General features: G+C 58.7%; 16 protein-coding genes. 3 read left to right on the top strand and 13 right to left on the bottom strand.

Annotated features, from left to right (window positions below):
* Positions 1 to 26: 26 nt before the first annotated feature.
* Positions 27 to 4148 (bottom strand): stalk domain-containing protein, encoded by a 4122-nt coding sequence (locus tag B5M42_RS17010; RefSeq protein ID WP_230632963.1) that lies wholly within the window; start codon positions 4146 to 4148, stop codon positions 27 to 29.
* 176 nt (positions 4149 to 4324) lie between these two features.
* Here B5M42_RS17010 and B5M42_RS17005 point away from each other — a divergent pair, with 176 nt between their 5' ends.
* Both B5M42_RS17005 and B5M42_RS17000 read left to right on the top strand, forming a co-directional pair.
* The gene (locus B5M42_RS17005; RefSeq protein WP_134757339.1) at positions 4325 to 4711 is read left to right on the top strand and encodes a DUF4280 domain-containing protein; all 387 of its coding nucleotides are present in this window, start codon (positions 4325 to 4327) and stop codon (positions 4709 to 4711) included.
* A 112-nt stretch (positions 4712 to 4823) separates the two neighbouring features.
* On the top strand, positions 4824 to 6557 hold the full coding sequence (locus tag B5M42_RS17000; RefSeq protein ID WP_134757337.1) for an MORN repeat-containing protein: 1734 nt from the start codon (positions 4824 to 4826) through the stop codon (positions 6555 to 6557).
* 463 nt (positions 6558 to 7020) lie between these two features.
* Here B5M42_RS17000 and B5M42_RS16995 read toward each other — a convergent pair whose 3' ends face one another.
* From B5M42_RS16995 to B5M42_RS16985, 3 genes are read right to left on the bottom strand one after another with little or no spacing between them, the layout of a single operon-like run.
* Positions 7021 to 7668: a YczE/YyaS/YitT family protein gene (locus B5M42_RS16995; RefSeq protein ID WP_134757335.1), complete on the bottom strand. Its 648-nt coding sequence runs from the start codon at positions 7666 to 7668 to the stop codon at positions 7021 to 7023.
* Positions 7658 to 9340 (bottom strand): pyridoxal phosphate-dependent decarboxylase family protein, encoded by a 1683-nt coding sequence (locus B5M42_RS16990; RefSeq protein WP_209280796.1) that lies wholly within the window; start codon positions 9338 to 9340, stop codon positions 7658 to 7660. Before B5M42_RS16990 ends, B5M42_RS16995 begins: the two co-directional genes overlap by 11 nt.
* Entirely contained in the window at positions 9337 to 10707 is a 1371-nt protein-coding gene (locus B5M42_RS16985) for an aspartate aminotransferase family protein (RefSeq protein ID WP_134757333.1), read from the bottom strand. Before B5M42_RS16985 ends, B5M42_RS16990 begins: the two co-directional genes overlap by 4 nt.
* Positions 10708 to 11040: 333 nt before the next feature.
* Between B5M42_RS16985 and B5M42_RS16980 the strand changes: the two genes are divergently transcribed.
* Positions 11041 to 11613 (top strand): GNAT family N-acetyltransferase, encoded by a 573-nt coding sequence (locus B5M42_RS16980; RefSeq protein WP_167690326.1) that lies wholly within the window; start codon positions 11041 to 11043, stop codon positions 11611 to 11613.
* A gap of 212 nt (positions 11614 to 11825) precedes the next feature.
* Here B5M42_RS16980 and B5M42_RS16975 read toward each other — a convergent pair whose 3' ends face one another.
* The 9 genes from B5M42_RS16975 to B5M42_RS16935 all read right to left on the bottom strand — a co-directional run bounded on the left by B5M42_RS16975 (position 11826) and on the right by B5M42_RS16935 (position 24799).
* Positions 11826 to 12158 carry a hypothetical protein gene (locus B5M42_RS16975; RefSeq protein WP_134757329.1) on the bottom strand — a complete coding sequence of 111 codons (333 nt, stop codon included), beginning with the start codon at positions 12156 to 12158 and terminating at the stop codon, positions 11826 to 11828.
* 12 nt (positions 12159 to 12170) lie between these two features.
* The gene (locus B5M42_RS16970) at positions 12171 to 12869 is read right to left on the bottom strand and encodes a pirin family protein (protein ID WP_134757327.1); all 699 of its coding nucleotides are present in this window, start codon (positions 12867 to 12869) and stop codon (positions 12171 to 12173) included.
* A 343-nt stretch (positions 12870 to 13212) separates the two neighbouring features.
* Entirely contained in the window at positions 13213 to 14910 is a 1698-nt protein-coding gene (locus B5M42_RS16965) for a hypothetical protein (protein WP_134757325.1), read from the bottom strand.
* 32 nt (positions 14911 to 14942) lie between these two features.
* On the bottom strand, positions 14943 to 17063 hold the full coding sequence (locus B5M42_RS16960; RefSeq protein WP_134757323.1) for a phage tail protein: 2121 nt from the start codon (positions 17061 to 17063) through the stop codon (positions 14943 to 14945).
* Between the two features lie 39 nt (positions 17064 to 17102).
* Positions 17103 to 19343 carry a putative baseplate assembly protein gene (locus B5M42_RS16955; protein ID WP_134757321.1) on the bottom strand — a complete coding sequence of 747 codons (2241 nt, stop codon included), beginning with the start codon at positions 19341 to 19343 and terminating at the stop codon, positions 17103 to 17105.
* 63 nt (positions 19344 to 19406) lie between these two features.
* Positions 19407 to 22478: a baseplate J/gp47 family protein gene (locus B5M42_RS16950; protein WP_134757319.1), complete on the bottom strand. Its 3072-nt coding sequence runs from the start codon at positions 22476 to 22478 to the stop codon at positions 19407 to 19409.
* 78 nt (positions 22479 to 22556) lie between these two features.
* Positions 22557 to 22958, bottom strand: a complete 402-nt coding sequence (locus B5M42_RS16945; RefSeq protein WP_134757318.1) for a GPW/gp25 family protein — start codon at positions 22956 to 22958, stop codon at positions 22557 to 22559.
* Between the two features lie 21 nt (positions 22959 to 22979).
* A complete protein-coding gene (locus B5M42_RS16940) occupies positions 22980 to 23711 on the bottom strand; it encodes a phage baseplate assembly protein V (RefSeq protein ID WP_230632962.1) in 732 nt (243 codons plus the stop codon).
* Positions 23708 to 24799: a phage late control D family protein gene (locus B5M42_RS16935; RefSeq protein WP_230632961.1), complete on the bottom strand. Its 1092-nt coding sequence runs from the start codon at positions 24797 to 24799 to the stop codon at positions 23708 to 23710. The genes B5M42_RS16940 and B5M42_RS16935 overlap by 4 nt, the downstream gene beginning before the upstream one ends.
* Between the last annotated feature and the right edge of the window lie 5 nt (positions 24800 to 24804).

Here is a 24804-nt window from a genome sequence, read left to right as displayed (position 1 = left end):
TCGTTTCGCCTCGATTTCATCCAACTTTATTCGCCGTCCGAAGTAATCTGGATCGTCTGCGCCGGCGTATTCCAATCCACCTGAAGTCCAAGCGACTCCGCTATAAACCGCAGCGGCACAAACGTCCGCTCCTTGATCAGCCGCGGCAGCACTTCGATCTGCACCGGCTCGCCGTTGACATACCCGATCGGGCTGTCAATACTGCATTGCACCGTTGCGTAGTCCGTGCTGACGGTGACCGTGTAGCTATCCTCGTCCCAATCTACCGCTGCGCCAAACGATTCGGAAATCGGCCGGATTGGCAAATAGGCATTGCCGTCAATCATAACCGGAGGCACATCAAGCTTGATTAACAGGTTTGGCGAAATGACATTCTGGGCCGGTACCGGCGTAATCGTCTCTCCGGCATCGGTTTTCGCGCCGGCCAGCTCGGCGGACGCTTCAGCGAGCGCTGCCAGCTCCTCTGCGGTATATTTGGCATTCTCTTTTTGCTTGATTTCTTCCAAAAGCTTCGCAATCTGCTGCTCCAACAGCTTGTCTACCTCGGCTTGTACCACTGCCGCGGCGGCAGGGTCGCCTGCTCCTGCGCCATTGCCTGCTCCGCTTCCGTCGCCTGCTCCAACCGCTTCCGCTTGCTCCTGCAGCTCGGCTTGCAGCTCTTGTACGGCTTCCAGCTGAGCAAAGAGCAGATTCTTGCCGACAGTGACGACGGCATCTGCCGCTGCCTGCTGCGACCGGGCCAGCGATTCAGCCGAGTCGCTATCCTGCTGAGCCTTCGCGGCTTCCAGTGCAGCAGCCAGCTTCGCTTGCGCGTCGCTCAGCGCCTCCAGCGAAGACGTCGCGCCAGTCGTCACATCGGCCAGCTGCGCTTGTGTAGCCAGCAAAGCAGCGGTTGCTGCGACTGCGGCCTTGGCATTGCCGGCTGCAATGGCTTGCTCCAGCGCAGCCTGCTGCAGCTCGGCTTGCGCCGTAAGCTCCTCTTCACTCGCTGTCGCACTGGTTCCTGTACCGTCACCAGTACCAGTACCAGTGCCAGTACCAGTACCAGTACCCGTTCCATCGCCCGTTCCCGTGCCCGTTCCATCGCCCGTGCCGGTTCCGGTTCCCGTGCCGGTTCCTGCCCCCGTTCCGGTTCCTGTCCCCGTGCCGGTTCCCGTTCCCGTGCCGGTTCCGGTTCCCGTGCCGGTTCCGGTTCCCGTGCCGGTTCCTGTTCCCGTGCCGGTTCCTGTCCCCGTGCCGGTTCCTGTTCCCGTGCCGGTTCCCGTTCCCGTGCCGGTCCCCGTTCCCGTGCCGGTTCCTGTTCCCGTGCCGGTTCCCGTTCCCGTGCCGGTCCCCGTTCCCGTGCCGGTCCCCGTTCCCGTGCCGGTCCCCGTTCCCGTGCCGGTCCCCGTTCCCGTGCCGGTCCCCGTTCCCGTGCCGGTCCCCGTTCCCGTGCCGGTCCCCGTTCCCGTGCCGGTCCCCGTTCCCGTGCCGGTCCCCGTTCCCGTGCCGGTCCCCGTTCCCGTGCCGGTTCCCGTTCCCGTGTCGGTCCCTGTCCCCGTGCCGGTCCCTGTCCCCGTGCCGGTCCCTGTCCCCGTGCCGGTTCCTGTCCCCGTGCCGGTTCCTGTCCCCGTGCCGGTTCCCGTTCCCGTGCCGGTTTCCGTTCCCGTGCCGGTTCCCGTTCCCGTGCCGGTTCCTGTCCCCGTGCCGGTTCCCGTTCCCGTGCCGGTCCCCGTTCCCGTGCCGTCACCAGTACCCGTGCCGTCACCAGTACCCGTGCCGGTTCCTGTTCCCGTGCCGTCACCAGTACCCGTACCTGTGCCAGTACCCGTTCCATCGCCCGTTCCGGTTCCGTCTCCGCCACCATCGCCACCGTCTCCGCCGGCTTCAGCCTTCTCGCTGTCCTCGGCAATCGACTGAATCAGCGAATCGGCGTTGTTGACCAGCTGCATCTGCGCCAGCGCCGCTTTCTGATCACCCTTCAGCAGCGCCTGCAGCATGCCGATTTGCGCTTCCGCATCCTTGATCTGTACAGCCAGATCGGCGATTTGCGACACCTTGTTATCGGAAACCGCCTGCTCCTTGTCTTTTTCCATCTGCTGCTTGTCTTTAACGAGCGTGTCGATCTTGCCTTGCAGCGCCGCCGACGTCTCCAGCGAAGCGATCTCGCCGGGCTTGGCGATATTCACCGTAAGCTTCAAAGCCGCCACCGCTTCCGGCTTGACAGCTGCGCTGCTATTCGGATCGGTCAGCGCCGACACGTCATTGGCGTTGTCCATGCCGACCCACTGAGCGCCCGGCGCATCCGATTTGAAAAACATGCCCTGTCCGCTTTCCGTCATCGTGACCACCGCGGCATTGTAAGCCGCAGGCGTCAAAGCATCCATCTGTACCTTGTAGCTGCCGAGGATAAAAGTCCCTCCGGCCCCCGCATCCTCGCCCCCGGCCGGTTCCGGTGGGGTTATTGGCGCGGGAGCGTCCGGCTCGGGAGCCGTCAGCGTACCCGAGCTGCCTTTGCCCTCAAGGGGCGCTTCGGCTACCGCCACTTTTTTCTTATAAATGACGAGCTTCAGGCTCGACGGATCGCTGAACGCAACCGTCAAATAACGCAGCGGCTTGCCGATTTTTGTCTTTTTGCCGAGACGTTTGCCATCCTTCGTATATAAAGCATAATCGGTCGCTTTGAGCGATTTGTTAACAGTAGCCGTAAAATCGCTGAGCAGCGGCCCGACCGCCGGCTTCAGCGTCCACTTGCCGAGCGGCGGCTTCTCCTTGGCCGCAGTCACCGGCGACAGCCCGTCGTCGATGTTCTTGTAAGGCAGAATCCCCGGCCGCAGCGTCCGCGCCACTTGGCCCCCCGTATCGAGGTCCAGCTTGCTGATTGCCAGCTTGTACGCGATTTGCGCCGCAAAAATCTGCTTATCGGCTGCGGTCACGTCGTCCTTGAGCTGCTGCAGCTCATCGCTTTTGAGCAAGCCGAGCTTGGCCTGCTTCGCCCCCTTGTCGGCGGCTGTCTGGGCCTTCTCTTTGGCGCGCAGCGCCTGGGCGTAAGCCTCCTCGGCACCCTTCGCCGCGAGATACGACTGGCGCACGGCGTCGATCACGGCCGTCCGGCTCTCTTTTTCCTTGAGCACCGCCTTGTTCTGCTCCATCGTGGCGACAGGCAAGCCGTTGCGCAGGTCGTCCAAATAACGCAGTCCGTCAAATTCCCCCTGCAAGAGTGATTTCGGAATCGGGATAAATCCGAACAGCATGAAGTAGCCTTCCCAGTCCTTTTTGACCTGATCGAGCGTCGTATCGTAGCTGGCCATGAACAAATCCATGTCGATATCCTGCATTTTGTACAAATTGTCCATCACCATCATCCGGCCTTGCCCGAACTTGGACGTATACAACGAACGCGTGACATTCAGCTTCTCGTCGGCCAGTCTGCGGTCTTCCTGATCGCTCAAAAGCCCGACATTCGTCCGCTGCGCCCCGGCGATATAAGCGGGCAGCCGGCTTTGGCCCAAATCGGCGTAGTCCGGCTCAAAACGCAGCTCCACCTGGTTCTCCATCGTCAGGCCGGTTTTGCCGCCAAGCGCGAGCCGACTGGCTTTGGCCGCCAGCTGCGCCTGCTTGTAATCCGACGTCGCCTGCTTGAGCGCATCCTCCGCGGCTTCCTGATCGGCTTCCTTCGCCAGCGACAGCTTGCGCTTCTTGATCGTCTCGTCCAGCGCCCGTTGGGCTGCTTCCACCTTGAGCCGCGACGCTTGCTCGGCGAGCATATCCTGCACGGCTTGCAGGTACGCTTTCTCTACGTCCTTCTGCACCTGCAGCGTCGTCGCCCGCAGCTTCTCCTGCGCCAAATAGTAATCCTTGCTTGCCTGCGGCACCTTCAGCTTCGTCTGCAGGCTCTGGCTTAAATTACGGGGCTTGGCGAACAGTCCGCGCGCCTTGTCCTCTTCGGCCTTGACAGCCTGCTGCGCCTGCTGGAGCTCCAGCCGTTTCTTTTGTATATCGCTTTTGGCATCGCGAATGTCCGAGCTCGTCTTGACGCCGCGATCGATAGCCTCCTGCATCGAAAGCGCCTTGACTGTCGCGGCATGAACTGCCGTCACTGCCGGAAACGTGCTGCCTGCAGCCAGCAGCAGCGCCAGCGCCAGTCGAATGCGACCCGTTGTTTTCAAATAAATCCCTCCGCATGCGGTTATATTTTTATAGTACAATATATGTGGTGAACCCGCACCCACCTTTTTGGGAGTTTTAGCGAAATCACTCGAAATTAGGTGCTTATTGCCGGTTTGTGCTTTTTCTAGTACTATGAAACTAGCTGTAAATCCTCTATTAGACGGGATGATGCGACATGGGAAACGTTGTATGCGGAGGCGCGATGATGCAATGCACGTTCGGTGCCGCGCCCAGCTCACTGATGGTGCTTCCGGCCAACATGGTGATGACGGCGATGCCGATTGCCAACATCATGGATAACAAGCCGATGGTCAACATATTGCCGTTCGGGATGTGCAATTCGCCGTCCAACCCGATGGTTGCCGCTGCGACGGCCGCTGCGCTTGGCGTTTTGACCCCGATGCCCTGCATTCCGGTTACGGCTGCGCCGTGGGTTCCAGGCTCGCCGACCGTGCTTGTCGCCAACATGCCTGCGCTCAACAACTCGTCCAAGTGCATGTGCAACTGGGGCGGCGTGATTTCGATTCAACAGCCGGGCCAAATGACTATTCAGGTTCCGTAGCGGATAACCGATGTATATACAGTGGAGAACAGACGCTTGGAGGTCCGTTGAAGACGCGGCCGGAGGCCCTCAGGTTTTTCATCGAACTTTTTAGAGGAGGATTGAAGCAGGCTTGAGTATCGAACCCGTCAAAACTATGGAAAAAATATTAAAGCCGGTCATCGCTCCCCTGTTCGAACCACTGAAAAAGGCGATCGCGAGCATACCCAAGCTGCCCAAACTGCTTATCGCCAAATTCCAGCAGCTGCTCAAAACGATGCTCAAGGCGAAAGATACCTCGCTGAAGGACTATGTCCTCGTCGGCAATTATTATATTTCCAAACGGGCGATTCTGATCGTGGCGCTGCTGCTGATCGCGCTCATTTACTTTCTGTTCATCAAGCCTCCGGCGTTTGTCGACAAATGGTTCGGCCGGATGACCGTGCTGCAGGAGAACTCGGCCAAGCTGGCCAAATACTCCGGAACGGCCAAGGTCGTCGCCGAGAACGACAAAAAGAAGGTGCTGTACGTCGGCGAAATCAAAGACGGCCAATATGCCGGCAACGGCAAGCTGTACAACGACAGCAACGTCGTGATTTATGAGGGCGCTTTCGATAAAAGTGAAAAAAACGGCGAAGGCACGCTGTACGACGACAGCGGCAAGCTCGTGTACAAGGGCGCTTTTGCCGGCAATACGTATAACGGCGCGGCTACGCTGTACGACTCCAGCCAAAAGGTCAAATATATCGGCGAGTTCCAGAACGGCCAATACGGCGGCGCCGGCAAGCTGTTCGACGACAAGGGCGAAATCGTCTACGAGGGCGGCTTTAACGCCGGCTTGTACAACGGGGCGGGCAAGGTGTTCGCCAGTGGCGGCAAGGTGGTCTACGACGGCGAATTCGCGGCCGGGCAATACAATGGAGCCGGCAAGCTGTTTGATGAGAACGGCCAACTGATTTACGAGGGCGGGTTCAAAAACGGCCAGTACTCCGGCGATGGCACGGAGTATTACCCGAACGGCTTCGTCAAATACAAGGGGCAGTTTCTGGTCGGCGCGTACAACGGGGCAGGCGAGTCGTTCACCGACGCCGCGATTCCGCAGTACAAGGGCACCTACCAGAACGGGCTGTTCAACGGAGCCGGCGAAGCCTATGATGCCAGCGGCAAGCTGCTGTATCAAGGCTCGTTCAAGGCCGGAGCTTACGACGGCTTGGGCACGTTATTTGACACCGAGGGCACGCTGGTGCTCAAATCGTTTTTCTCCAGCGGCCATGTGGCGCTGGAGGGCTTCCTCGGCTTGCCGAGCAAGAAGGTCGAAGACCTGCTCGGCAAGCCGGGCGAGGTGACGGTGGTCGACCCCACCGTCCTGCTGGCCGGCGACGAAGGTGCCGTCGCCACGGCTGCTACGGCCGACGCGGCAGCGGCCGTGGACGCGAGCAACAACGCGACCGCAGGTGCGGGCGTTGTTGCTTCGGCCGCCGGCGCTGCGGCGGCTCCGGCGGCGACAGCCGATGCCGGGGTGAAGCTGCTGCTGAGCTACCCGGACTATCAGCTGTCGCTGCTGGTGGAGCCTTCGGCGGCCAATCCGAAGGAAGCGATCGTCACGTCGCTGAGCATTTGGGGCAGCAAGCCGCTGTCGGTGCTCCAGCCGCTGATCGAGACGGTCAAGGAGCCAAGTCAACCGAACGACGAGGGCTACCGTGTGCTGGAGCTGAATCAGCCGGCCGCCGAAGCCAACGCTTACGCCAACAGCTATTACCGCGACACGAACATTTATCGCTTCACGCATTTTTATAACATCCCGGCCGCTCATCTGCTCCAGGTCAACTCGACCAAACCGAATGACGGCCTCGATCCGAAATCGTAAGACGCACTATAAGGACAACCCAAAAATGACCCCAAAATCCACAGTCAAGTGGAGAGAGGGGTCATTTTTTATGGGCATTTTGCCACGCTAAGTGGGGCTCCAAAAATCATAAATTGACTTTTGGGACAGCCCCGTTTGATTATTGAGGGAAAGGGGCCGTGTTGCGGCATTTCTCAGCATGGCTATAGCCGCAGCGGCTACTCCCGAAGCGTGGTGCTGGCCGTACGGCGGCTGTCGCGAACCGGGCCGCGGAACCACGGATGCCGCGGACTGCCGGGCTTTTTCGGCAATGTCTGCTCCACCCAGCCTGCTTAAAGCTGTACCTTGCAGCTTAGGTTCATCTGCTTGTATCTGCCGGAGCTGCGCCCTCGTTTGCAGATGTCGCGTCAGTCCTGAGCGGGTACCAGACCGACGATCCCGTCTCTGGCTTCGCCCTGCACCGCATTTTTAAGTTCTGTGCGTCTTATTCCCCGGACACGCGCAGCCAAGCGAGCTTTTTTAGCAAAAAGCCGGTAATCGGCCCGTAGACCAAGCAAAACAGCAGCGTGCCGAGCTGTACGGGGCCGTGGAGCAACAAGCCGCCAACTACGGCCAGCGCTTCCGTCGCAATGGACAGTAGGCCGAAGGACAGCCCCCATTTTTCACTGATGACCAGACTGAACCAATCAGTTGGCCCAGCCCCCATATCCGCGCTCATATACAGCGCCGTACCCAGACTGACGAGCGCTATGCCCGCCAGTAGATACATCAGTTCGGCAGCAGTTTGCTGTACGTCGGGGACGATGCCCCGCTCCAGCAGCACATCGATAAATCCCCCAACGAGAAAAAACTCCAGAAATACGCCGAATCGCGGCAGCCTTCCAGTCAGCACCAGCGATAGCAGCACCATCGTCAAGCCAACGATCCAGTGCCAGATGCCGAACGATAAGCCAAATCGGTCTGTCAGCGCGTATTCCAATACATCATAAGGATGCAGTCCCCAATGCGACACCTTGATCATCAGCACCGAGCCCGCGGCGATAATGAAAGCTCCGCCTATCATCAACGCCGCCCGTCGGCCCCACGCCGCAGCCGCGGATCGGCTGACGGCAAGCAGCCGCTTATCCGCCATACGAACGTCCGCCCTCCGCCGCAGCCAGCTCGCGCTGCTCCAGATCGGCTCCAATTTCGTCGATGCGGTTGAACAGGGCCTCCAGATGCGTCATCGTCGTCAGCGGATTCAGCAGGGTCAGCTTCATGCAGACCTGACCAGCTACGCGCGTGCGGGCGATGACAGCTTCTCCGCTGCGCAGCAGCTCGGATCGGATCGCCGCATTCAGCCGATTGTCCAGCTCCTGCACGGCCGCCTCGCCGACGGATGAGCGGTCCGCCCGATAGCGGAACACTACGGCGTTGAGCGCCGGCTCGTTGAGCAGCTCCAGCCGCGGATGCAAACGCAGCGTTGTAGCGGCAGCAGCGGCCAAATCAAGCGTGTAGTCAACAATCTCGCCAAAACGCCTCGTACCCAGCGCTTGAAGCGAAATCAGCAGCTTCAGCGCATCGAACCGCCGGGTCGTCTGCAGCGACTTGGTCACCAGATTCGGCACGCCGTCGTCTTCATCGCCCTCCGGGTTCAAATAATCGGCATGCAGCTTGAGCAGCTCGAACTTGGCCCGGTCCTTGACCAGAAAAGCTCCGCAGCTGATCGGCTGGTAAAACAGCTTGTGAAAATCGACCGTGACCGAATCGGCCAGCTCCAGTCCCCGAAGCATGCCGCGATGACGGTCGCTGAGCAGCAGCGCGCCGCCGTAAGCGGCGTCGACGTGCAGCCACAAGCCGCGGCGGCGCGTTCGCTCCGCCAGCTCGGCCAGCGGGTCTATGCTGCCAAAATCCGTCGTGCCCGCCGTGGCCACGATAGCAAATGGCAGCAGTCCCTCCCGCTCCAGCCGGTCCAGTGTCTCCTCCAGCGCCGCAAGCGACAGGCGCTGCGATTCGTCGGTTGCGACCGGCACGACAGCGGCATGGCCGAGTCCCAGCAGCGCCGCCGATTGCTGCACGGTGAAATGCGCCGCCTGCGAGCAGACGATCCGCATCCGCCGCGCTTCCTCCGGCAAGCCGAGCTGCTGGATGTTCCAGCCGAGCTTGCGCTGTGCGTAATCGTCGCGGGCCAGCAGCAGGCCCATCAGATTGGACTGCGTGCCGCCGCTTGTAAACACGCCGTCGGCCTCACCGCCTCCGCTGCCAAACACCTCGCGGCACAGCCAGTTCACGAGACGCTCCTCCACCAGTGTCGCCGTCGAGCTCTGATCCCACGAATCCATCGATTGATTCGTCATGCCGATCATCGCCTCGGCGGCCAGCGCTGGAATAAGTGGCGGGCAATGCAAATGCGCGATGCACAGCGGATGCGACACCGCAATCGAATGGGCCAGCACATGCCGGCCTGCAGCATCCAGCACCTCGGCCAGCGGACGCCCCTCGGCCGTAATTTCTGCTGCATGATCCATCAGCTGCCCAAGCTCCTGCGGCTCCAGCCCGCTGTACGGCCGCTTGAGACCGGCAAAATGCCGCTCCAGCTGCTCATCGGCTTCCCCTACGGCCGCTTGGTAAGCGTTCCAGCTGGCTGCCCCGCCGGTCATGAACAATGCCTCCAGCGCTGCAGGCACGCTGCCGGAAGCGCCGGACGCCGCGTTCTCCCGGCGCGTTGCGTCTGCCATAGCCGTATCGCCGCTGGCAGCGCGACGTTCGGCCCCGGCCGCTTCGGCGTCTGCGAAGCTAAGGCCCGTCATGTCAAGGCCGCTCATGCTTGTCCGCCTCCTTCAGCCGCACCGGCCAGCAGCCCTAGCGCCTGTTCCGCCGCCTCAACCGCTTCGCGGAAAATCGCGCTCACCCGATCAATCTGCTCGGCTGTAATGATCAGCGGCGGCAAAAAGCGCACCACGCTGCCATGACGCCCGCCAAGCTCCAGAATCAGGCCGCGCTCGAAGCATTCCTTTTGCACGCGCTTGGCCATTTCCGGAAAGGCCGGGTAGGCGCCGAGCTGATCAGCAGGCCGCGATGTATCGACCATCTCGACGCCGATCATCAAACCAAGTCCGCGCACCTCGCCGATGCAGCGACTTGCCTGCTGCGTCTGCCGCAGTTCGGCGCTCAGCCGCTCGCCCATTGCAACGGCGTGCTCCATCAGCCCCTGCTCCCGAATGACGCGCAGCGTCGCCGTACCGGCCGCCATCGCAAGTTGATTGCCGCGGAACGTACCGGCATGCGCACCCGGCTTCCAGCAATCGAGCCGCTCGTGATACACAACGACCGACAGCGGTAAGCTGCCGCCAATCGCCTTGGAAATAATCAGCACGTCCGGCACAATACCCGCATGCTCGAACGCAAACAGCTTGCCGGTCCGGCCAATACCGCACTGAATCTCATCGAGAATAAGCGGAATATCCCGTTCTTGCGTGATGCGGCGAATTTCCCGCAGCCATTCCGCAGGCGCCGGAATCGCGCCGCCTTCGCCTTGCACCGCTTCCAGAATAAGACCGGCCGGCTTCACAATGCCGCTCTCCGGGTCATCGAGCAGCCGTTCAATATAGGTGCTCCCCGTACGATGCCCCTCTGCGCCGATACCAAACGGACAGCGATACGCATACGGATACGGTAAAAAATGCACATCCGCCATCATCCCGGCAATCGCTTCCTTAGGTCCCAAATTGCCTGTCAAGCTCAACGCCCCGTGCGTCATGCCGTGATACCCGCCGTGGAAGCTGAGCATCGTCCGGCGGCCGGTGGCCGTTTTGACCAATTTGACTGCAGCTTCGACGGCATCGGCGCCTGACGGCCCGCAAAATTGAATTTTGGCATGCTTCCGCAGCTCCTCCGGCAGCAGCGCGAACAGCTCATCTACAAACTGCTCCTTAACCGGCGTGGTCAAATCCAGCGTATGCAGCGGCAGCTCGCTGTCCAACGTCTCGCGAATCGCCTCCACCACAGCGGGATGATTATGTCCTAGCGCCAGCGTCCCCGCTCCGGCCAAGCAATCCAGATACGTACGCCCTTCCGTGTCCGTGAGTACAACCCCTTTCGCCTTCGCGATTGCCATCGGAAACTTGCGCGGATAGCTTCTCGCATTGGATTCTCTTAAAGCCTGACTTTCTGTGTACGATGTGTGACTCACTTGACACGCTCCAAATTCACTTTTTATTCAACTTTTTTCGCCATTATTCGGCAGACCTAATTATATGCAAGCCGTCAAAAAATGAACATTTGCAACGTCTCCATAATTGTTAGTTTCAGGATAAATCAAGCAATTTATTTACGCGTTCCTCCATTGCCGCGACTGTTCCGCTCTTGTGCCGCTCTCGGCCGCTTTCGCTGCTGCGCGCTTGGCGGTTTGCCGATTGCGCCGAATAATTTTTTGCGTTTCTTCATTTTATTTTCATATTCTTGGCGTATGATGAAGGTAATCAAGCTACATGCGACTATGCATGGTTCCGGGGGTGCGGATGCGATGAATGTCCATGAGGTATTTACCCAATTTCCCGTGCTGCATACAGAGCGGCTCACGCTGCGTCAAATGCGGCCTGCCGATGCGGAAGCGTTATTTGAATTTTATTCGGACGAGCAATTGACCCGGTTTCTCGATTGGAACGGTCCTGTCTCGCGGGAACAAGCCCAAGAGCTGATTGCCGCCTGGAACCGGCAGTTTACCGAAATGCGGCTATGCCCGTGGGGCATAACGCTGAACGAAGAAGATCGCCTGATCGGCTCGATCATGTACATGCCGGTACGCGGCACATTTGCCGACGAACCGCTGTTCCCCGTGACCGTCGGCTTCGAGCTGGCCCGCAGCTATTGGAGCAAGGGCCTCATGTCCGAAGCGCTGCGCGCGGTGCTGGCCTTCGGCCGCGAGAAGCTGCACGTTCACCGCGTGCAGGCCGAGGTGCTGCCCGAGAACAAAGCCTCGCTGCACCTGCTGGAGAAATGCGGCTTCCGCCAGGAAGGCATGCTCAAGCAATATTTGCTGCACGAGGTCAGCCGAGTTTTTATGGACGTGATTATTTTGGCGTTGTTGACGTCTTGAAGACGTGACATCACGACATCGAACAGGGAGCGTAAGCCGCTGCTTCACGCTCTTTTTTTGTACTGCTCCATTAGAAAAAAACGCCCCCCTTCCCACAACGATCCGTGGAACGTGAAGCGCTTCTATCGTGATCAAAATCCTCCTGCTCTGCCATGAAAGCATGCTATCGACCTTGCTCATCTCCAGCACAGCACCATCTACCGCCTACGACCTCACTTCGGCCCGCCAAACTCATCCGGCACATAGTCGATCCGCGACGACGCGGCAATATGCAATACGCCTCCCGCTTCGTCATAAGCAACGCCGTTATCCTTGACGTAAAACCAGATTTTCAGCGTCGGCCGGTCGGCGAACGTCTGGAACAGAAACACGTTCAGCTCGTCCTTCCAGCGCAGCAGTTCCTCGACGTCCCCGGTCAGCGGCGTCTGCACAGCGAGCCGCCAGCCATCCCCCTCCGCTTCCACAGCATAAATCAGCGGTCGAGCCGACGTATCGATAAACGTCCGTCCGCCGACGGCGTGTTTGATCAGCAAAGTTTCGTTCATGTTCAGCGCCTCCTATGGCAAATCGATCAGCATGAAAAAAGCGTCGGCTCCCGCCGCCAGCGTCAGGCTCGGCTCCGCTTCGATCCGCGCCGAGTCGCGGGCCTGCAGCTTGGCGTCATTGACGTCCAACTCGCCGTCAATGACGAACAGGAAGACCCGCCGGCCATCAGCCTGACGGAACGTCAGCTCGTGCCCCCGCTCCAGACGGCTCAAATATATCGTCATGTCCTGATGCAGCTTGGCGACCTGCTCGCCCGGCGTACCCGAAGCCACCGGCAGCAGCGCGTTGCGCAGCGCCCCCGTGTCGTAAGCGGATGTCTCGAACGAGGGTTCAAGCCCCCGCTTCTCCGGCATAAACCAAAGCTGGAGCAAGCTCAGCGGCTCGGTCTCCGACGCGTTGTATTCGGCGTGGACGACGCCCGTGCCGGCGGTCATCCGCTGCACACCGCCATAGCCGGTCACCGCCGTATGACCAAGACTGTCCTCGTGCTTGATGCTGCCGCTCAGCACCACCGTGACAATCTCCATGTCGCTGTGCGGGTGCGGCCCGAAGCCGCGGCCCGGCGCAATGTCGTCGTCGTTGCAGACGCGCATGACGCCAAACGCCGTATTGGCGGGATCAAAATAATCGCCAAACGAAAACGAACGCCGGCTCGTCAGCCAGCCCAAATCGATCTCGCTGCGCGAAGCGGCAGGAAACAGTTGCAGCATATGCTTTTCCTCCTCTGGCTTGCTCGTATTTACTCTTCATGTTACTCTCCGCGCTGCGCATTTTCAACTCAGGGCTTCGACGGGCCGCTCTGCGACAACAGCCTGCCCGTTCCGCGGCGGTCAGAGCTTTCCCTGTTTTTTGATAGCTCCGCCAATACACGTGCGGCCAAGACGGACATTCCCCTGCCCGCAAATAAAAAGGGTGTTCCTGCAGCCACGATTATGGCCCAAGAACACCCTTTGGCTTGACCTGTTGTCCGCCTTCTGTGTGCATGTGAAAAAGTTGCCAGAGAGTTAGTTAAAGCCCGTACCGATCGCAGGCAGCTTCCTTCTCATCGCGCTCCTAATGCTGCTCGCCGCTGTCGGCCGGTGCGGCCTCCAGCATGCCCGAAATCGCCGCGTCAACCGACGCGCCGCCACCGCTGCCGCTGCGCGGGATCGTTGCGCCTTCCTTGTAGGCCCACCAGCGCACGCGCAGCGTAAAGCCTTCGCCAACATGCTGCACGTTGGCGCCAACGCGGAACGTCCCCTTCTGCGGGTAGGCGATGGCGCCTACCTTGATATCGGGCACGTCCGGCTCAAACTCGCTCCCCTTGAAGACGTCCGGCGAGCCAAAATACACCCGTTCTCCGCTCGACAGCATCTCGGAGAACGTATCGCTGCTCGTCTCCTCGATGCTGGTGACGATCAGCACATTGCCTGCGCCGAGATTATGCGTAATCTCGTCGGAGAAGAAGCTTTTGTGCGCTTTGCCAAATGGCGAGACGCCCAGCTTGTTGAAATGCGTGACGGGAATGTCGACCACGCCTGTGCGGATATCCGTCGCCGCCGAAGAGCTTGCCGGAATCGCCACATCAAACGACAGCTCGCTGCTGTCGCTGTTATAGCTCACCTTAAACTCCGGCTTGCCGCCCGGTCCTGGCGTGCGCAGCTTGGCCTTAGGCACGATTTTCGCCGCGCCGCCGCCCGTTGCCGCCGGCTGGCCGGTCAACTGGCTCAAGCGGTACATGACCGACGTGTTATACACGTATTCATTAAACGGCACCTGCTCGACCGTTTCAATGACATAGGTTGGACCGGACTGCTGGAGCCCGATTTTGGCCAAATAAATGCAAGGCTCGGCCGGTGAATCCAGCGCGTCGTCCAGCGAGCTTTTGAGGAAATCGTCCATCAGGCGCTCTGGGACCGAGCCCTTGATGATTTCCACCTCGCTCAGATCGGTCGATACGCCGTCAACTTGCTTATCGCCGATTTTGAGCACCGCGGTGCCCGAACGAATGCCGATCAGGCCGGTCTCGGAGACCGTGCTGTCGGCGCGCAGCATAATTTTGCGCTCATAGCCCATCGACAGCTGCGGCTCCTGCTCCTCGGAGAACGTCACCTTCGCGCCGTTGACCGGCTCCAGCCGTTCGGTATCCAGTTCAAAGGAGAACGAGACCTGACCGGCCAGCAGCGTCTTCTCAAAGCGCACGGTCGCTTCGAACAGCTCGCCGGGATTGACATACCGCGGCGTTGTCAGCAGGACGCGCAGCTGGCTGTTATCGCACAGCACCACCGTATTGCCGATCAGATCGGCATACGGCAGAGAGGACGGATCCGGCGCCTGCTCGCGGATAAACAGCTTGAAGCCCTCAAGGATGCGATTATATTCGCCCACCTCATCGGAACGGGCCGAAGCGTTCGCCAGCGAATGCGCGGGCTCCTTGCCTTTTTCCTCATAGGCCAGGCACAGATAGACGTTTTTCGTATATTCGTTGTTGGTGAAGCCCTTGATCGAGCTCAGCTTGTACGTGAGCGGGGAAGGCACGACAATTTCCCGCCCGAGCGCATCGATCGCTGCGCCCATCTCGACGGATACGTTTTTCGTATCCACCGCTACGACCTGCAGCCCGGTAATGATGCCGCTACCGTGCAGTAGCCGGTTCATCATTCTCCGCTTGTCGTTGAAATACTGCTGCTCAGACTCAAAATCGCGGACCGTCAGCAGCTTGCCATAAAAGTACCGATTGCGTTCAAACGGATAATAGCGTGTCTTTTTCATGAAAATCCCCCTCACCTTTCCCAGGCCAAATTTTATTCTAATTCGGAATCAAGCTCCAAACGGGTATGCAAATCCATGCGATTGTCGCGGTCGACATCCGTAAGCAGCGTGTTGTACGGCAGTGAAGAACGTTGATCCAGCCTCAGGTATGTCGGCTCGGAGAGATACGTATTGACCTCCAGATAGGTGTGCATGTCCGTGTAAATACGCGGCTGCAGCACGAACAGCTTGCCTTCGGTATAAGCCGGCTTCTGATCCTCGATAATTTGCTCGATAATCAGCCGCTGCTTGTCTGTGCGAACGGCCTCCGGCGACACCATCACGCAAAAAACGTACGGGTTATCGCCATACAAATGGGCGAACAATTCGCGCAGCTCCGACGTCTCCTGCATCCGCTTGAACTGGAAATATTCCAGCAGGAACGGCTTTTCGCCGGTGTACAGCTGGAGCATGCGAAGCAAACCGTCGCGCGTGCCGCGCAGCCGGTACAGCAGCGGCGCCTGCTTGATCAGCTCGCGAAGCTTGTCTCCGCCCCAGGAATCGGCGTCGGATATGGCCAGCCAGCGGCCCAGCCATTTCAGATACGGTCCCGAAACCGCATCGGCGTCGAAAAACTTGCTCACCCGCTCGATCTGCTCCTCCATATCGTCAAAAAAAGTGCCGAATAACGCCAGAAACCGTTCAAGGAACGGGCTATGCTCGTCGTCCTGCTGATAGATCGGCGGCAGATAGCTGATCAGCGACGTTCGAGGAAAATAGACGCGCAGCTTGCGAAGCAATGGCGTGCGCAGCTCGCTGCCGACCAGCTCCAGTCGGAACCAGAGGTAGCGTCCCTTGGCGTCAAGCAGCGCATCGCGCGGATTGACAATGGTCGGGTGCCTGTCGAACAGCTCCTGCGTCGCCAATATTTTGTTCGCCAGCGGAATGTCCGGACTGGTCAAATACTTCGTATAGTTGACATAGTCCTCTCCGACGTAGCCCTCGGCCCAGTCCGAAGCGAAGTAGCTGATGCGAATTTGCGTTTCGTCGGGAATGTCGGCTTCCAGCCTGATTTTGTGCCAGACCATTTCCGATTCGGTCGAATCCAGCTCCGCCGAGAAATAGATGCCCTCGGGCAGTCCACTGTTGTCCTGAAGCATGGTGCGTACCTGCAAATCCAGCAGGCTGATCTGCCCGCTATGCCGGTCCAGCACGTACAAGCGATCGCGCGTATCGTGCACCAGCTTGTCGCTGCGCCCGCGGAAGCCATGAATGCGCTCCAGCAGCTCGCCGTCGGCGCGATATTTGAGAATAAAGCGTTCTCCCGTGCTGTCATGCTGGACCATCCCGCTGTTGCCGATATAGAAATTATGATTCGTATCAATGGAAATGCCGGCAAAGCTGCCCGGCAGCTCGACCTCGAATTGCGTCGCTTCGCCGCCCTCCTTGCGGAAAACGGTCACGCGTTTGCGCTGGCGGTCGAAGATGCCGAGCGTTCCTTGGGAAGCAACGGCGATGAAGAAGCGCTCCTCCAGCTCGGAAACCGGCGTATCTTCATCCAATGTCAGCGAATCGTCTTCATAGACGTGCGCCACCTGCCCTGCGATCCAATGAAGAACGGCGATGCGCCCGCCCTTGGGCACATGCGGCTTTCCACTCAAACCAACCGTAATGTCCAGCGGCACCGCAGCATGCAGCTCCCACTGCCCGGCACCCGACGTATCGATGGCCAGCGGGTACAGCTCCAGATCGTTCCATTCGCCCGCCTCCCACATCATTTGGCCGTTTGACGTCGAATAAGCGGCCAGTCTGATCGTTCCTTGCGTTTCGGCGATGAACAGCAGCCCGTTTTGCGCCGCCATCGTCGCCTGACCTGTAAACAGATCGTGCCCGGCAACGAACAGCGGCTCGCGATGACGGTTCTCGTAATCGTACATCCAGATATTCGCTTCTTCGTCGAGCAAATAAATCTTCTCGCCGTGCGCAACGGCCAAATCGGTCACCGCCGGCACGCCGGGCAGGTCCTCAGGGCGAATTAGGCGGTAGACGCCGTACTTCTCCGTTTGCTGGACAGCTACGCCCGTATCCGTGATCTGTACGTTGTAGGCCTGCCCCTTTTGCCAATCCTTGCGCTTGTTTAATGAAAAAAATTGCCGTGCATCCTCCACCGTCATTCACCCCCCTGCTTCGTTTGCTTCTTGCTGCGCCTGCTGCTAGACATCGGCCTGACTGATCAGCTCGATCGAATGCTCGCCGGAATACACGAGCGCGTATGGCGGAATATGAATATCGCCGGCGCTGTCCTTGGCGTAATTCTCGCCGTCGGCATCGATCCACAAATCCTGTACATACACAACGCCCTTCAAGCGGCTGATCACGCCGTAAATATCGCCTTTATACACGGTACGCCCGAACGGCCAGCCCTCCGTTCCGTCCGCGTGCCCCATCGGCTGCAGCAATCTGCGCAGCTCGGTCAGAATCATGCTCTCTTCATCCTTGTAGCGCGGCTCGACCACGACGACAGCATGAACGGTAATGCACACATAATCAGCGGGAATGACGTGCAGCTCCGTGGACAGCAGCCGATGCAAATCCAGATGCTTGCGGATGGTTTCCAAAAAGCCCCTGCCGGCCATCGGCTTGTCCGTCTCGCCGTACGGCACGACGGCTACGGTCATTTGGGCCGGCGCCTTCACCCGTGGATAATCCTTCATTCCCGGCTTGTACAGCGGGATCGCCTTTACCCGCGCTACGCGCAGCCCCGGCGTGCCACAGGCAATCTCTTCGTAATCCTCGGCCGTGACCGCGCGGGACGGCGTATTCAGCTCATGCTGGACGCGCAGCTTGGCCTGCTCCACGCTTTCCGCCTCCAGACCGCCGTGTGCCGGAAACGGATTGGTCAGCGTAACCGCGGGTGCAGTGATCAGCGCGTCGTCAGCAAAGCCGCTGATCATATTGTCCTTGATATTGCCCTGCACGCCACCGCCCGACTGCAGCACGATAAAGCGAATGTTCGGCAGTGCGGATTTTTCGGGAATGGCCCCTTCTTCGTTATTGCCGAATCGTATCAGCCCCGCGCCCATATCGTACACGTAGTGCAGATCGGTCGATAAAGAATTGTCGAAATCCTCGACGGACTGCCAATCCTCCCATACCATCGTTTCGCGCTCGACGCTGTAAACTCCTACTTGCAGCATCATTGTGCTGCGCTTGTAAATTTGCCCTTTCGGCACCTCAAACGTCTGGTTCGGCAAGCCGTTGCTGCTGCCAAGCCAGCGTTGGTCTTCAAATTCCGGAGCAAACGAGATAACGCGAATGCTGTCTTTGCCCTTCGGCGGCACGCTGCCATACTCGCCGTCTCCAAAACGGATATGCGTTGTATGGTCGGCTTTGTGCTGTTCCAGCTCAAATACCGTATCCTCGGCGTCGGCCGAGCTCAGCTTGATTACCCGCTTCCAGTCATGCCAGAAGCCTCTGCTATCTCTTAGTTGTACGGTATGCTTGCCTGTATAAGCCAGATGTGAAGATAGCACGCAGCTGAGATCAGGTTTGCCGCTGGAGTCGAAGACGGCAATCTCGCTGTAGCTGTGCCGCTCTTCAGCCCTTACCGCGTTCAGGCAAATATGCTCGATTTTCGGCGGCAGCTCGTAGCCGTCCTGCTTGAGCGTACAGCAAAGCCAGTACCGCCGCTGGTCGTCGGCAGGATACATGATGCATTTTTGCATATCCGACGCAAGCTTGAACACCACATCGCCGCTTTGCGAAAGCTGCACGGAATTATCGCGCACCACGTCGATCGGCTGCCAGACCAGCCCTTGTCCGTCGGCGCAGAACGTCCACTCCACCTCGGCCGTGGAAATCAGCGGAGCGGTGCCGTCGGCGCTGCGGCCCACCTTGACCGGATAATCCTCAAACAGCTTGATCGACAGCGTAATCTCCGTCATCACCGGAAGCGGCGTATCAAAGCCGATGTACAGCGATGCGCCCTGCTCGCCGTCGGGCCCAAACGCATAATAGGGGATACCCGACCGATTATTGGAGGTAAAGTCGGCGGAGCCCGTCTCGCTGCGCACCAGCACCTTTTGCAGCATCGAAGGGATCAGGCGCAGCGTCTCCACAGTTTCAAACCGCAAGTCGTGCGCGACCAGCGGCGTTCCCTTGGGCAGCACCGCCTGGTCTCCGACTTCGGAAAAGGTCACCTCGCAAACCGCGGAAGTCGCTTCACGCGGCGAGACGCCGAGCAGCTTGAGAAACTTGCGCTCGCTTTGCTCCGTAATGCGGTTCATGTAATACTGCTGGATTTCCGTCATCCAGGCCATCAGCTCCAAGAGCGTAATCCCCGGATCATGCGCGTTTTCGTCCGTCCACTGCGGGAACAGCTTCGGAATCGTTTTGCGGGCGTCGTCCATCATTTGCTCAAACATTCGATCGTCCAGATTCGGTAAAGGCAGCACGCCGATTCACCTCCTTTTTTTGCGTGATCACGTTGTTGCTATTCATCGCATTCGCACTGCGCGCTACAGCGCATTCACCACGACATTATGGCGTCCGCTAATCACAATCGCGTGCGGCAGCGCCGGCAAGTTATTCACATCCAGCTCGGTGCGGACGCCGTCCTCCACCTTATATACAGTCATATACAGCTTCTCCACGTGGTTGATGGCGCGAATCGATTTAAGCAGCGCATAAAATACCGACGGATGCACCTGCTGGCCGATTTGCCAGCCCGTTCCGTCAAAATTGCCGCTCAGCGGATTGAGAAAGCTTTGCAGCTTGTCCAGCGCGGCGAGCTCGGTCGGCACCACCGCATCCATCCCTTCGACAGCCACAATCGCCGACACCGAGATTTCCATATACACCGGCTCAATGACCTGAATCCGTTCCGGGAATGCGACCAGACTGGCCGCCCGCTTGAGCAAATACGACTCGACGCGCTTTTTCAGCGCCGGGAACGTCGCTCCGCCTTGCTGACCCTCTTTAGGCAAAATCACCAGCGTCATCGAGCCGATTTCCTTGCTCATGTACGCATTGTAATTCGCCATGCACTTCACCTTGGCGATATTTGGATACGCTTCGCGCGCCAGCCATTCAAAATCCTCCGCCGTAACCGCGCGATCGCGATTCTTGAGCATCTGCGGCCCGCGCGCCAGCGCCGAATCCATCGACTCCGGCTGGCAGCCGCCCGACGCCGGTTCGGGGTTGTACACCTCGCCGACAAAAGCGATGGAATCCTGCAGATTGATGATTTGCCGCGCGTCGACGTTGCCGACCTGACCGGAGGTCACCTTGTACGTCACTTCGACCTGACCGAGACCGCCCACGGGCGGCTCCATGCCGTTAATGCCGTCGCCGAAGCGAATGCGGCCAAACGTGCGGTCAATCGTATAATGACGGTCGCGGCTGCCGGAATCGCCGAAATTCGTCACCGCCGTCCACAGCACCCAGACGTGCTGCACATTGCCATCGGTATCGCGATACACGTCCAGCACAGGCGTGCCGGCGTTTTCGTATTGCACGATCTGCTCATCCTTCAAATAGCCGCTTTCGTCCACCCACACTTCCTCGGAGACGACATTTCCGCGGGACAGCTGGTAGCCGCCCATGTCATCGTTGCGCTGCAGCGGCTCCTCGCTGACAATGGTCTCCTGCTGCACGACGCGCACCGTGTTCAAATATAAGCCGTTGACCGTCGGCACCCGCACCAGGCCGGTCTTGTCCTCGTATTTGTCGTCGCGGTTGACCGCGCGAATCCACGAGCCCTCTGTACCGAACAACGTTTCTGCGGCAAAATCAGCCGGGCCGACGAATTGCAGCGTCCCGCTTTGCGTGAGCCCGTTCGTGCCGTCGATCACCTTGAGCGTCGCCCACTCCGACGGTACGCCCGGCATGCCGGCCCGCAAATACTCCCACTCCAGCAGCGGAATATCCCGCTCGGTCAGCCGCTGCGGACGCACGGACACGTAAATCGAGACCGGCCCTTTGAGCGGCGGCGTATCCCAGCCCAGATACAGCGTCGGATGCTGCCCGGGCAGCGGCTGGAAGGGCTCAAACCCGCCCTCCAATTGCCGGCTGTGCCGGGTCAAATCCGCATAAACCGTATTGTTCAGCGCCAAACAGCGCATAAGCGGCTTCAGCCGCTGGCCGTAGTTGTACGTCATCCGAACACTGTCCATCCACGGCGATTGATAAATCGCCTGCGGCGCGTAGGCATTGTCCATTTGCAAAATCCGCACGCGAATCCACCAGTTTTCGTTGCCGTTCACATACGTCGGCTCCAGGTCCTCCGGACAGCGGAACGTCAGCTCCTTGTGGCCCTCCTGCGTCACCGTGAACAGCCGCTCGGCTTCCTTGCTGACCGCCAGACGCACCCAGCTCATCCCGTTCCAATACTCCCAGACCACTTGCGAAATCGTCACCTCGGGGTCCGGCGTTTTATCAAACGTATTTTTCTTCATGACCGGCTTCCAGTCGACCGGCTCCTCGTATTCCGGCTGAAAACGATGCGGAATCGCCTTGAGGTTAAACGAAATCGTAATATCGCTATCTCGTTTGCTGAACGCCTCGCGGCTGGACAAATAAAACGTGCCGTACACGGCGAACTGGTCGCCGAACGGGTAAAAGCCCGAAGGATCGGATTCGATATCGTTAAAAAACATCTGCTCCGGCCCGATGCCGCCGGTTTGCAGCACATCGGCGTAATCGCTTTTGACGGCGATTTTGTCGAGCGACAGCCGGCTGTCCGCCAGCGTCTTTGCCCCTCTGCCCGGCCTTACCGGCTTGAGACGGCAGGCAATCCAGCGTCCGGCTACGCCGTTCACTTCGGATTCGATCAGCTCGCGGCGGTGCCCCTTGATCAGCACGATCCGGTTGTCGCTGGCTTCTACGCGATCGAAAGGCGCCCAGCCCTCCTCCGTCGCATACAGCCATTCCACCAGCCGGTCGTCGGCCAGTTGGCTGCAAATGCGCGCTTCCTCGTACCGCTTGGTCGAATTGGAAATCTCGATTTCAATGCGCGCCGTATCAGAGAGAGTGAACATCGAGTCATGCTCCAGATAGAGCGTATGCTCCTGCAAATTGACCCGGCCCTGAAAGCGGAACAGCTGTGTCGGCAGCGCCTGTCCTTGCGCGGACAAGCCCAGAAACTCGTCGGGTATGCGAATGATCGCATCCTGCTTGCGGCTCGACAAATACACTGTCTTCAGAACAGCCGGCGTCAGCAGCGCCGTACGATCGGTTTCATACAGAATATCCCCTTCGTCGCCGGCAGCCGTCACCTTCGTTCCCGCCGGAATCAGCACCGCTTCCCGCGTCCCCTCGTTGAGCGCAAACGTCACGTAGGCGCTGGCCGGACGAGCCGGCAGCAGCGTTACGTCAAACATATTGAGGAACGAAATCAGATTTTTCGTCGGCACCCGGTTCAACCGCTTGATATTCTCATGAAACATTTGACTGAACATCAGGAACAGGGCCGAGCCGGGATCGGGGTCCTCGGGCGTAAATCGCCATTCGGGCGTATAATACGGCGCCATTTCCTTCATCTGAGCAATCAGATCGGAAACTTCGCGCGGATCGATTTTTGGAGGCAGCACAGCTCCACCCCCTCTCTAATGCGCATCGTCATGCTTTACCCTCTTTATCCCAAATTTATCGAATCGCCTCACGGCGTTTTATTTCGTACCCTCATATAAGTAGAACGGATAGACCTGATTGAACAAGTTATTTGTCGTGCGCACGACATATTTGATATGAATATTCACCCGGCCGTTAGAGCCGGAGTCGGGTCTTGCGTCCACTTCCACCTCATGAACGCGCGGCTCCCATTGGCGAATCGCTTCTTCAATGTCGCTTCGCAGCAAATGCAGCGTCGTTGCGTCGGTCAGTCCGAACACAAACTCCTGCACCCCGCAGCCGAAATCCTTGCGCATCAACCGTTCCCCGTGCGTCGTTCCCAAAATAATGCGGATCGCTTCGCCGATATCCTCTTCGTACTCGGACATCTTGATCCGACCCGTCGCTTTATCCACTTGAATCGGGAACTTCCACCCTCGTCCCAAAAAGGCTTCTGACACGATTACCGCCCCTTTCGGCTGTTAATTGATCTTGACCATACTGCCCTTGATGTTGATGATCCCGTCGGATTTGATATCCAGCGTAGCCGACGCCTTCAGTGCCATCGTTGCCGAAGCTTCGATGTTCACCTGCGTCGATTTGATTTTGATCTCCTTCGCGCTTTCGATGGAAACCTCGCCCTTGGCGTTAATGGTAATTTTCGTGGCGCTGCTCTTGATGGAAATTTCATTGGCCGAGCCACCCTTGATGGCCACGACATTGTTGCCGCTTTGCTCGGAAATCGTAATCGAATCGTCCTTGTCGGCCATGACGACCTTCTGGCCTTTTTTCGTCTTGATCGTAATCGTTTCTTCCCCGCTCTTGTCATTGAAGCTCAGCTCGTGACCCGAGCGGGATTTGATTTGCCGCAAATCGTTTTTGTCCGCCGGCGTCGGCGGCTTTTGCTTGGCGTTCCACAGCATGCCGATCACGAACGGCTGGCGCAGCTCGCCGAGATGGAAAGCAACCAGCACCTCGTCCCCAACCTCGGGAATGAACAGCGTGCCCATCGCGTTGCCGCCCATCAGCGTGGCAATACGCACCCAATCCGTTTCCGTTTCGGTTTCCTGCATCGGCAGCTTCAGCTTGACGCGCCCCAGCTTGTCAGGGTCCGTATTGTTTGACACGACGCCCACCATCACTCCGCCGAACTTCTGCCCGGCAAAATCGCGTCCGCTGCCGTCCGTCGATATATTCGGAAGATCAAAAATCATACGGCATTGCCCCCTAACTCGAATCGCGTAATATAACCGTCATCGTCATACACATGAGTTGCGGAAATCAGATAGTAGGGTTGATTCAGCTTCTTGCCCAAGCCGTCCAGCTTGATGTACCGGCCGGCCCGGATTTCGGGAATGCCGATGCATTCGCCGTTGCCGGACACCAGCTTCATCGAGCGGCGGCTGAGAATCGCGTCGGCGTAGCTTTTGGCTTCGTCCTGGGACGTCACGTTCGTATAAATATTTTCCACAAATTTACCCTGAGAAGCGAGCACGTCCTTGCCCGTTTTCGAGTTGGAGCCCAGCTTTGTCACCGTCGCCGACTTGCCCTCGAACGTCTTGAGCTCCTTGTCGTTCCAGCCGCGCACCGTCACCTCGGTGATCTGGTCGGCGAGATTCCAGTCTACGGACACCGAACGCAGCGTTTTGCCCAGCTCCAGCGTCAGCACCGGCGTCATCGCCGTCAGCGGCTTGCGGAAGTAAACATTTTTCCCGACGACAAAAAAATCGTAATTCACCAGATTCGCCAGCTGCTGAATGAAGTGATAATCGTTGACGCGGCTTTGCGAAATCGTCGGAAACTGCGTCGTCGTCGCATCGGCCACCGCCTTGGCGCCATACTCCTTGGCGATTTCCGAGACGATATCACTGTATTTCTTTTTATTCCAGGAACGGGACTTGCTGCCCTTCATCATCAGATAAGACACATCCATCCCGCGCACAATCAGCGCCGGCGCCTGGCCCTCCTGAAATTCAGCGATCACCGAAGTGATATAGCCGGAAAAAACAGCGACGAGCTTGTCCACATACCCCAGCTTGATGTCTATCGTCTTGCCCAGCTCGAACGTGTCGAGATAATCAAACTCGCTGTTGGCAATATCGTAGGCGTTGACAATCCGAAACGTAAACGAATCGGACGTCGCTTCAATCGACGTTTCCACACGCAGGTCAGTGACCGCGAGCTTATCGGATATTTTGCTGCCGTTCACCGAAATTTCGTAAGCCGGCGCAAAAAAGTTGCGGTATTTTTTCTCCAGTTGATCAATCGTATACGATGCGGTATCCAGCTTCAGGTCTGCCATGCGCC

Source organism: Paenibacillus athensensis, from assembly GCF_004514475.2.
GTDB lineage: Bacteria > Bacillota > Bacilli > Paenibacillales > NBRC-103111 > Paenibacillus_AL > Paenibacillus_AL athensensis.
Note: the sequence above shows the minus strand (reverse complement) of the source record. Positions and strands in the feature narration are given on the sequence as shown.

Excerpts from the sequence above, each read along its gene's own strand:
- B5M42_RS16995 (WP_134757335.1), bottom strand. The coding sequence starts at position 7,668 with ATGGCGGATAAGCGGCTGCTTGCCGTCAGCCGATCCGCGGCTGCGGCG.
- B5M42_RS16970 (WP_134757327.1), bottom strand. The coding sequence starts at position 12,869 with ATGCTGCAACTGTTTCCTGCCGCTTCGCGCAGCGAGATCGATTTGGGC.
- B5M42_RS16965 (WP_134757325.1), bottom strand. The coding sequence starts at position 14,910 with ATGAAAAAGACACGCTATTATCCGTTTGAACGCAATCGGTACTTTTAT.
- B5M42_RS16980 (WP_167690326.1), top strand. The coding sequence starts at position 11,041 with ATGAATGTCCATGAGGTATTTACCCAATTTCCCGTGCTGCATACAGAG.
- B5M42_RS16960 (WP_134757323.1), bottom strand. The coding sequence starts at position 17,063 with ATGACGGTGGAGGATGCACGGCAATTTTTTTCATTAAACAAGCGCAAG.
- B5M42_RS16935 (WP_230632961.1), bottom strand. The coding sequence starts at position 24,799 with ATGGCAGACCTGAAGCTGGATACCGCATCGTATACGATTGATCAACTG.
- B5M42_RS16990 (WP_209280796.1), bottom strand. The coding sequence starts at position 9,340 with ATGAGCGGCCTTGACATGACGGGCCTTAGCTTCGCAGACGCCGAAGCG.
- B5M42_RS16975 (WP_134757329.1), bottom strand. The coding sequence starts at position 12,158 with ATGAACGAAACTTTGCTGATCAAACACGCCGTCGGCGGACGGACGTTT.
- B5M42_RS16940 (WP_230632962.1), bottom strand. The coding sequence starts at position 23,711 with ATGATTTTTGATCTTCCGAATATATCGACGGACGGCAGCGGACGCGAT.
- B5M42_RS17005 (WP_134757339.1), top strand. The coding sequence starts at position 4,325 with ATGGGAAACGTTGTATGCGGAGGCGCGATGATGCAATGCACGTTCGGT.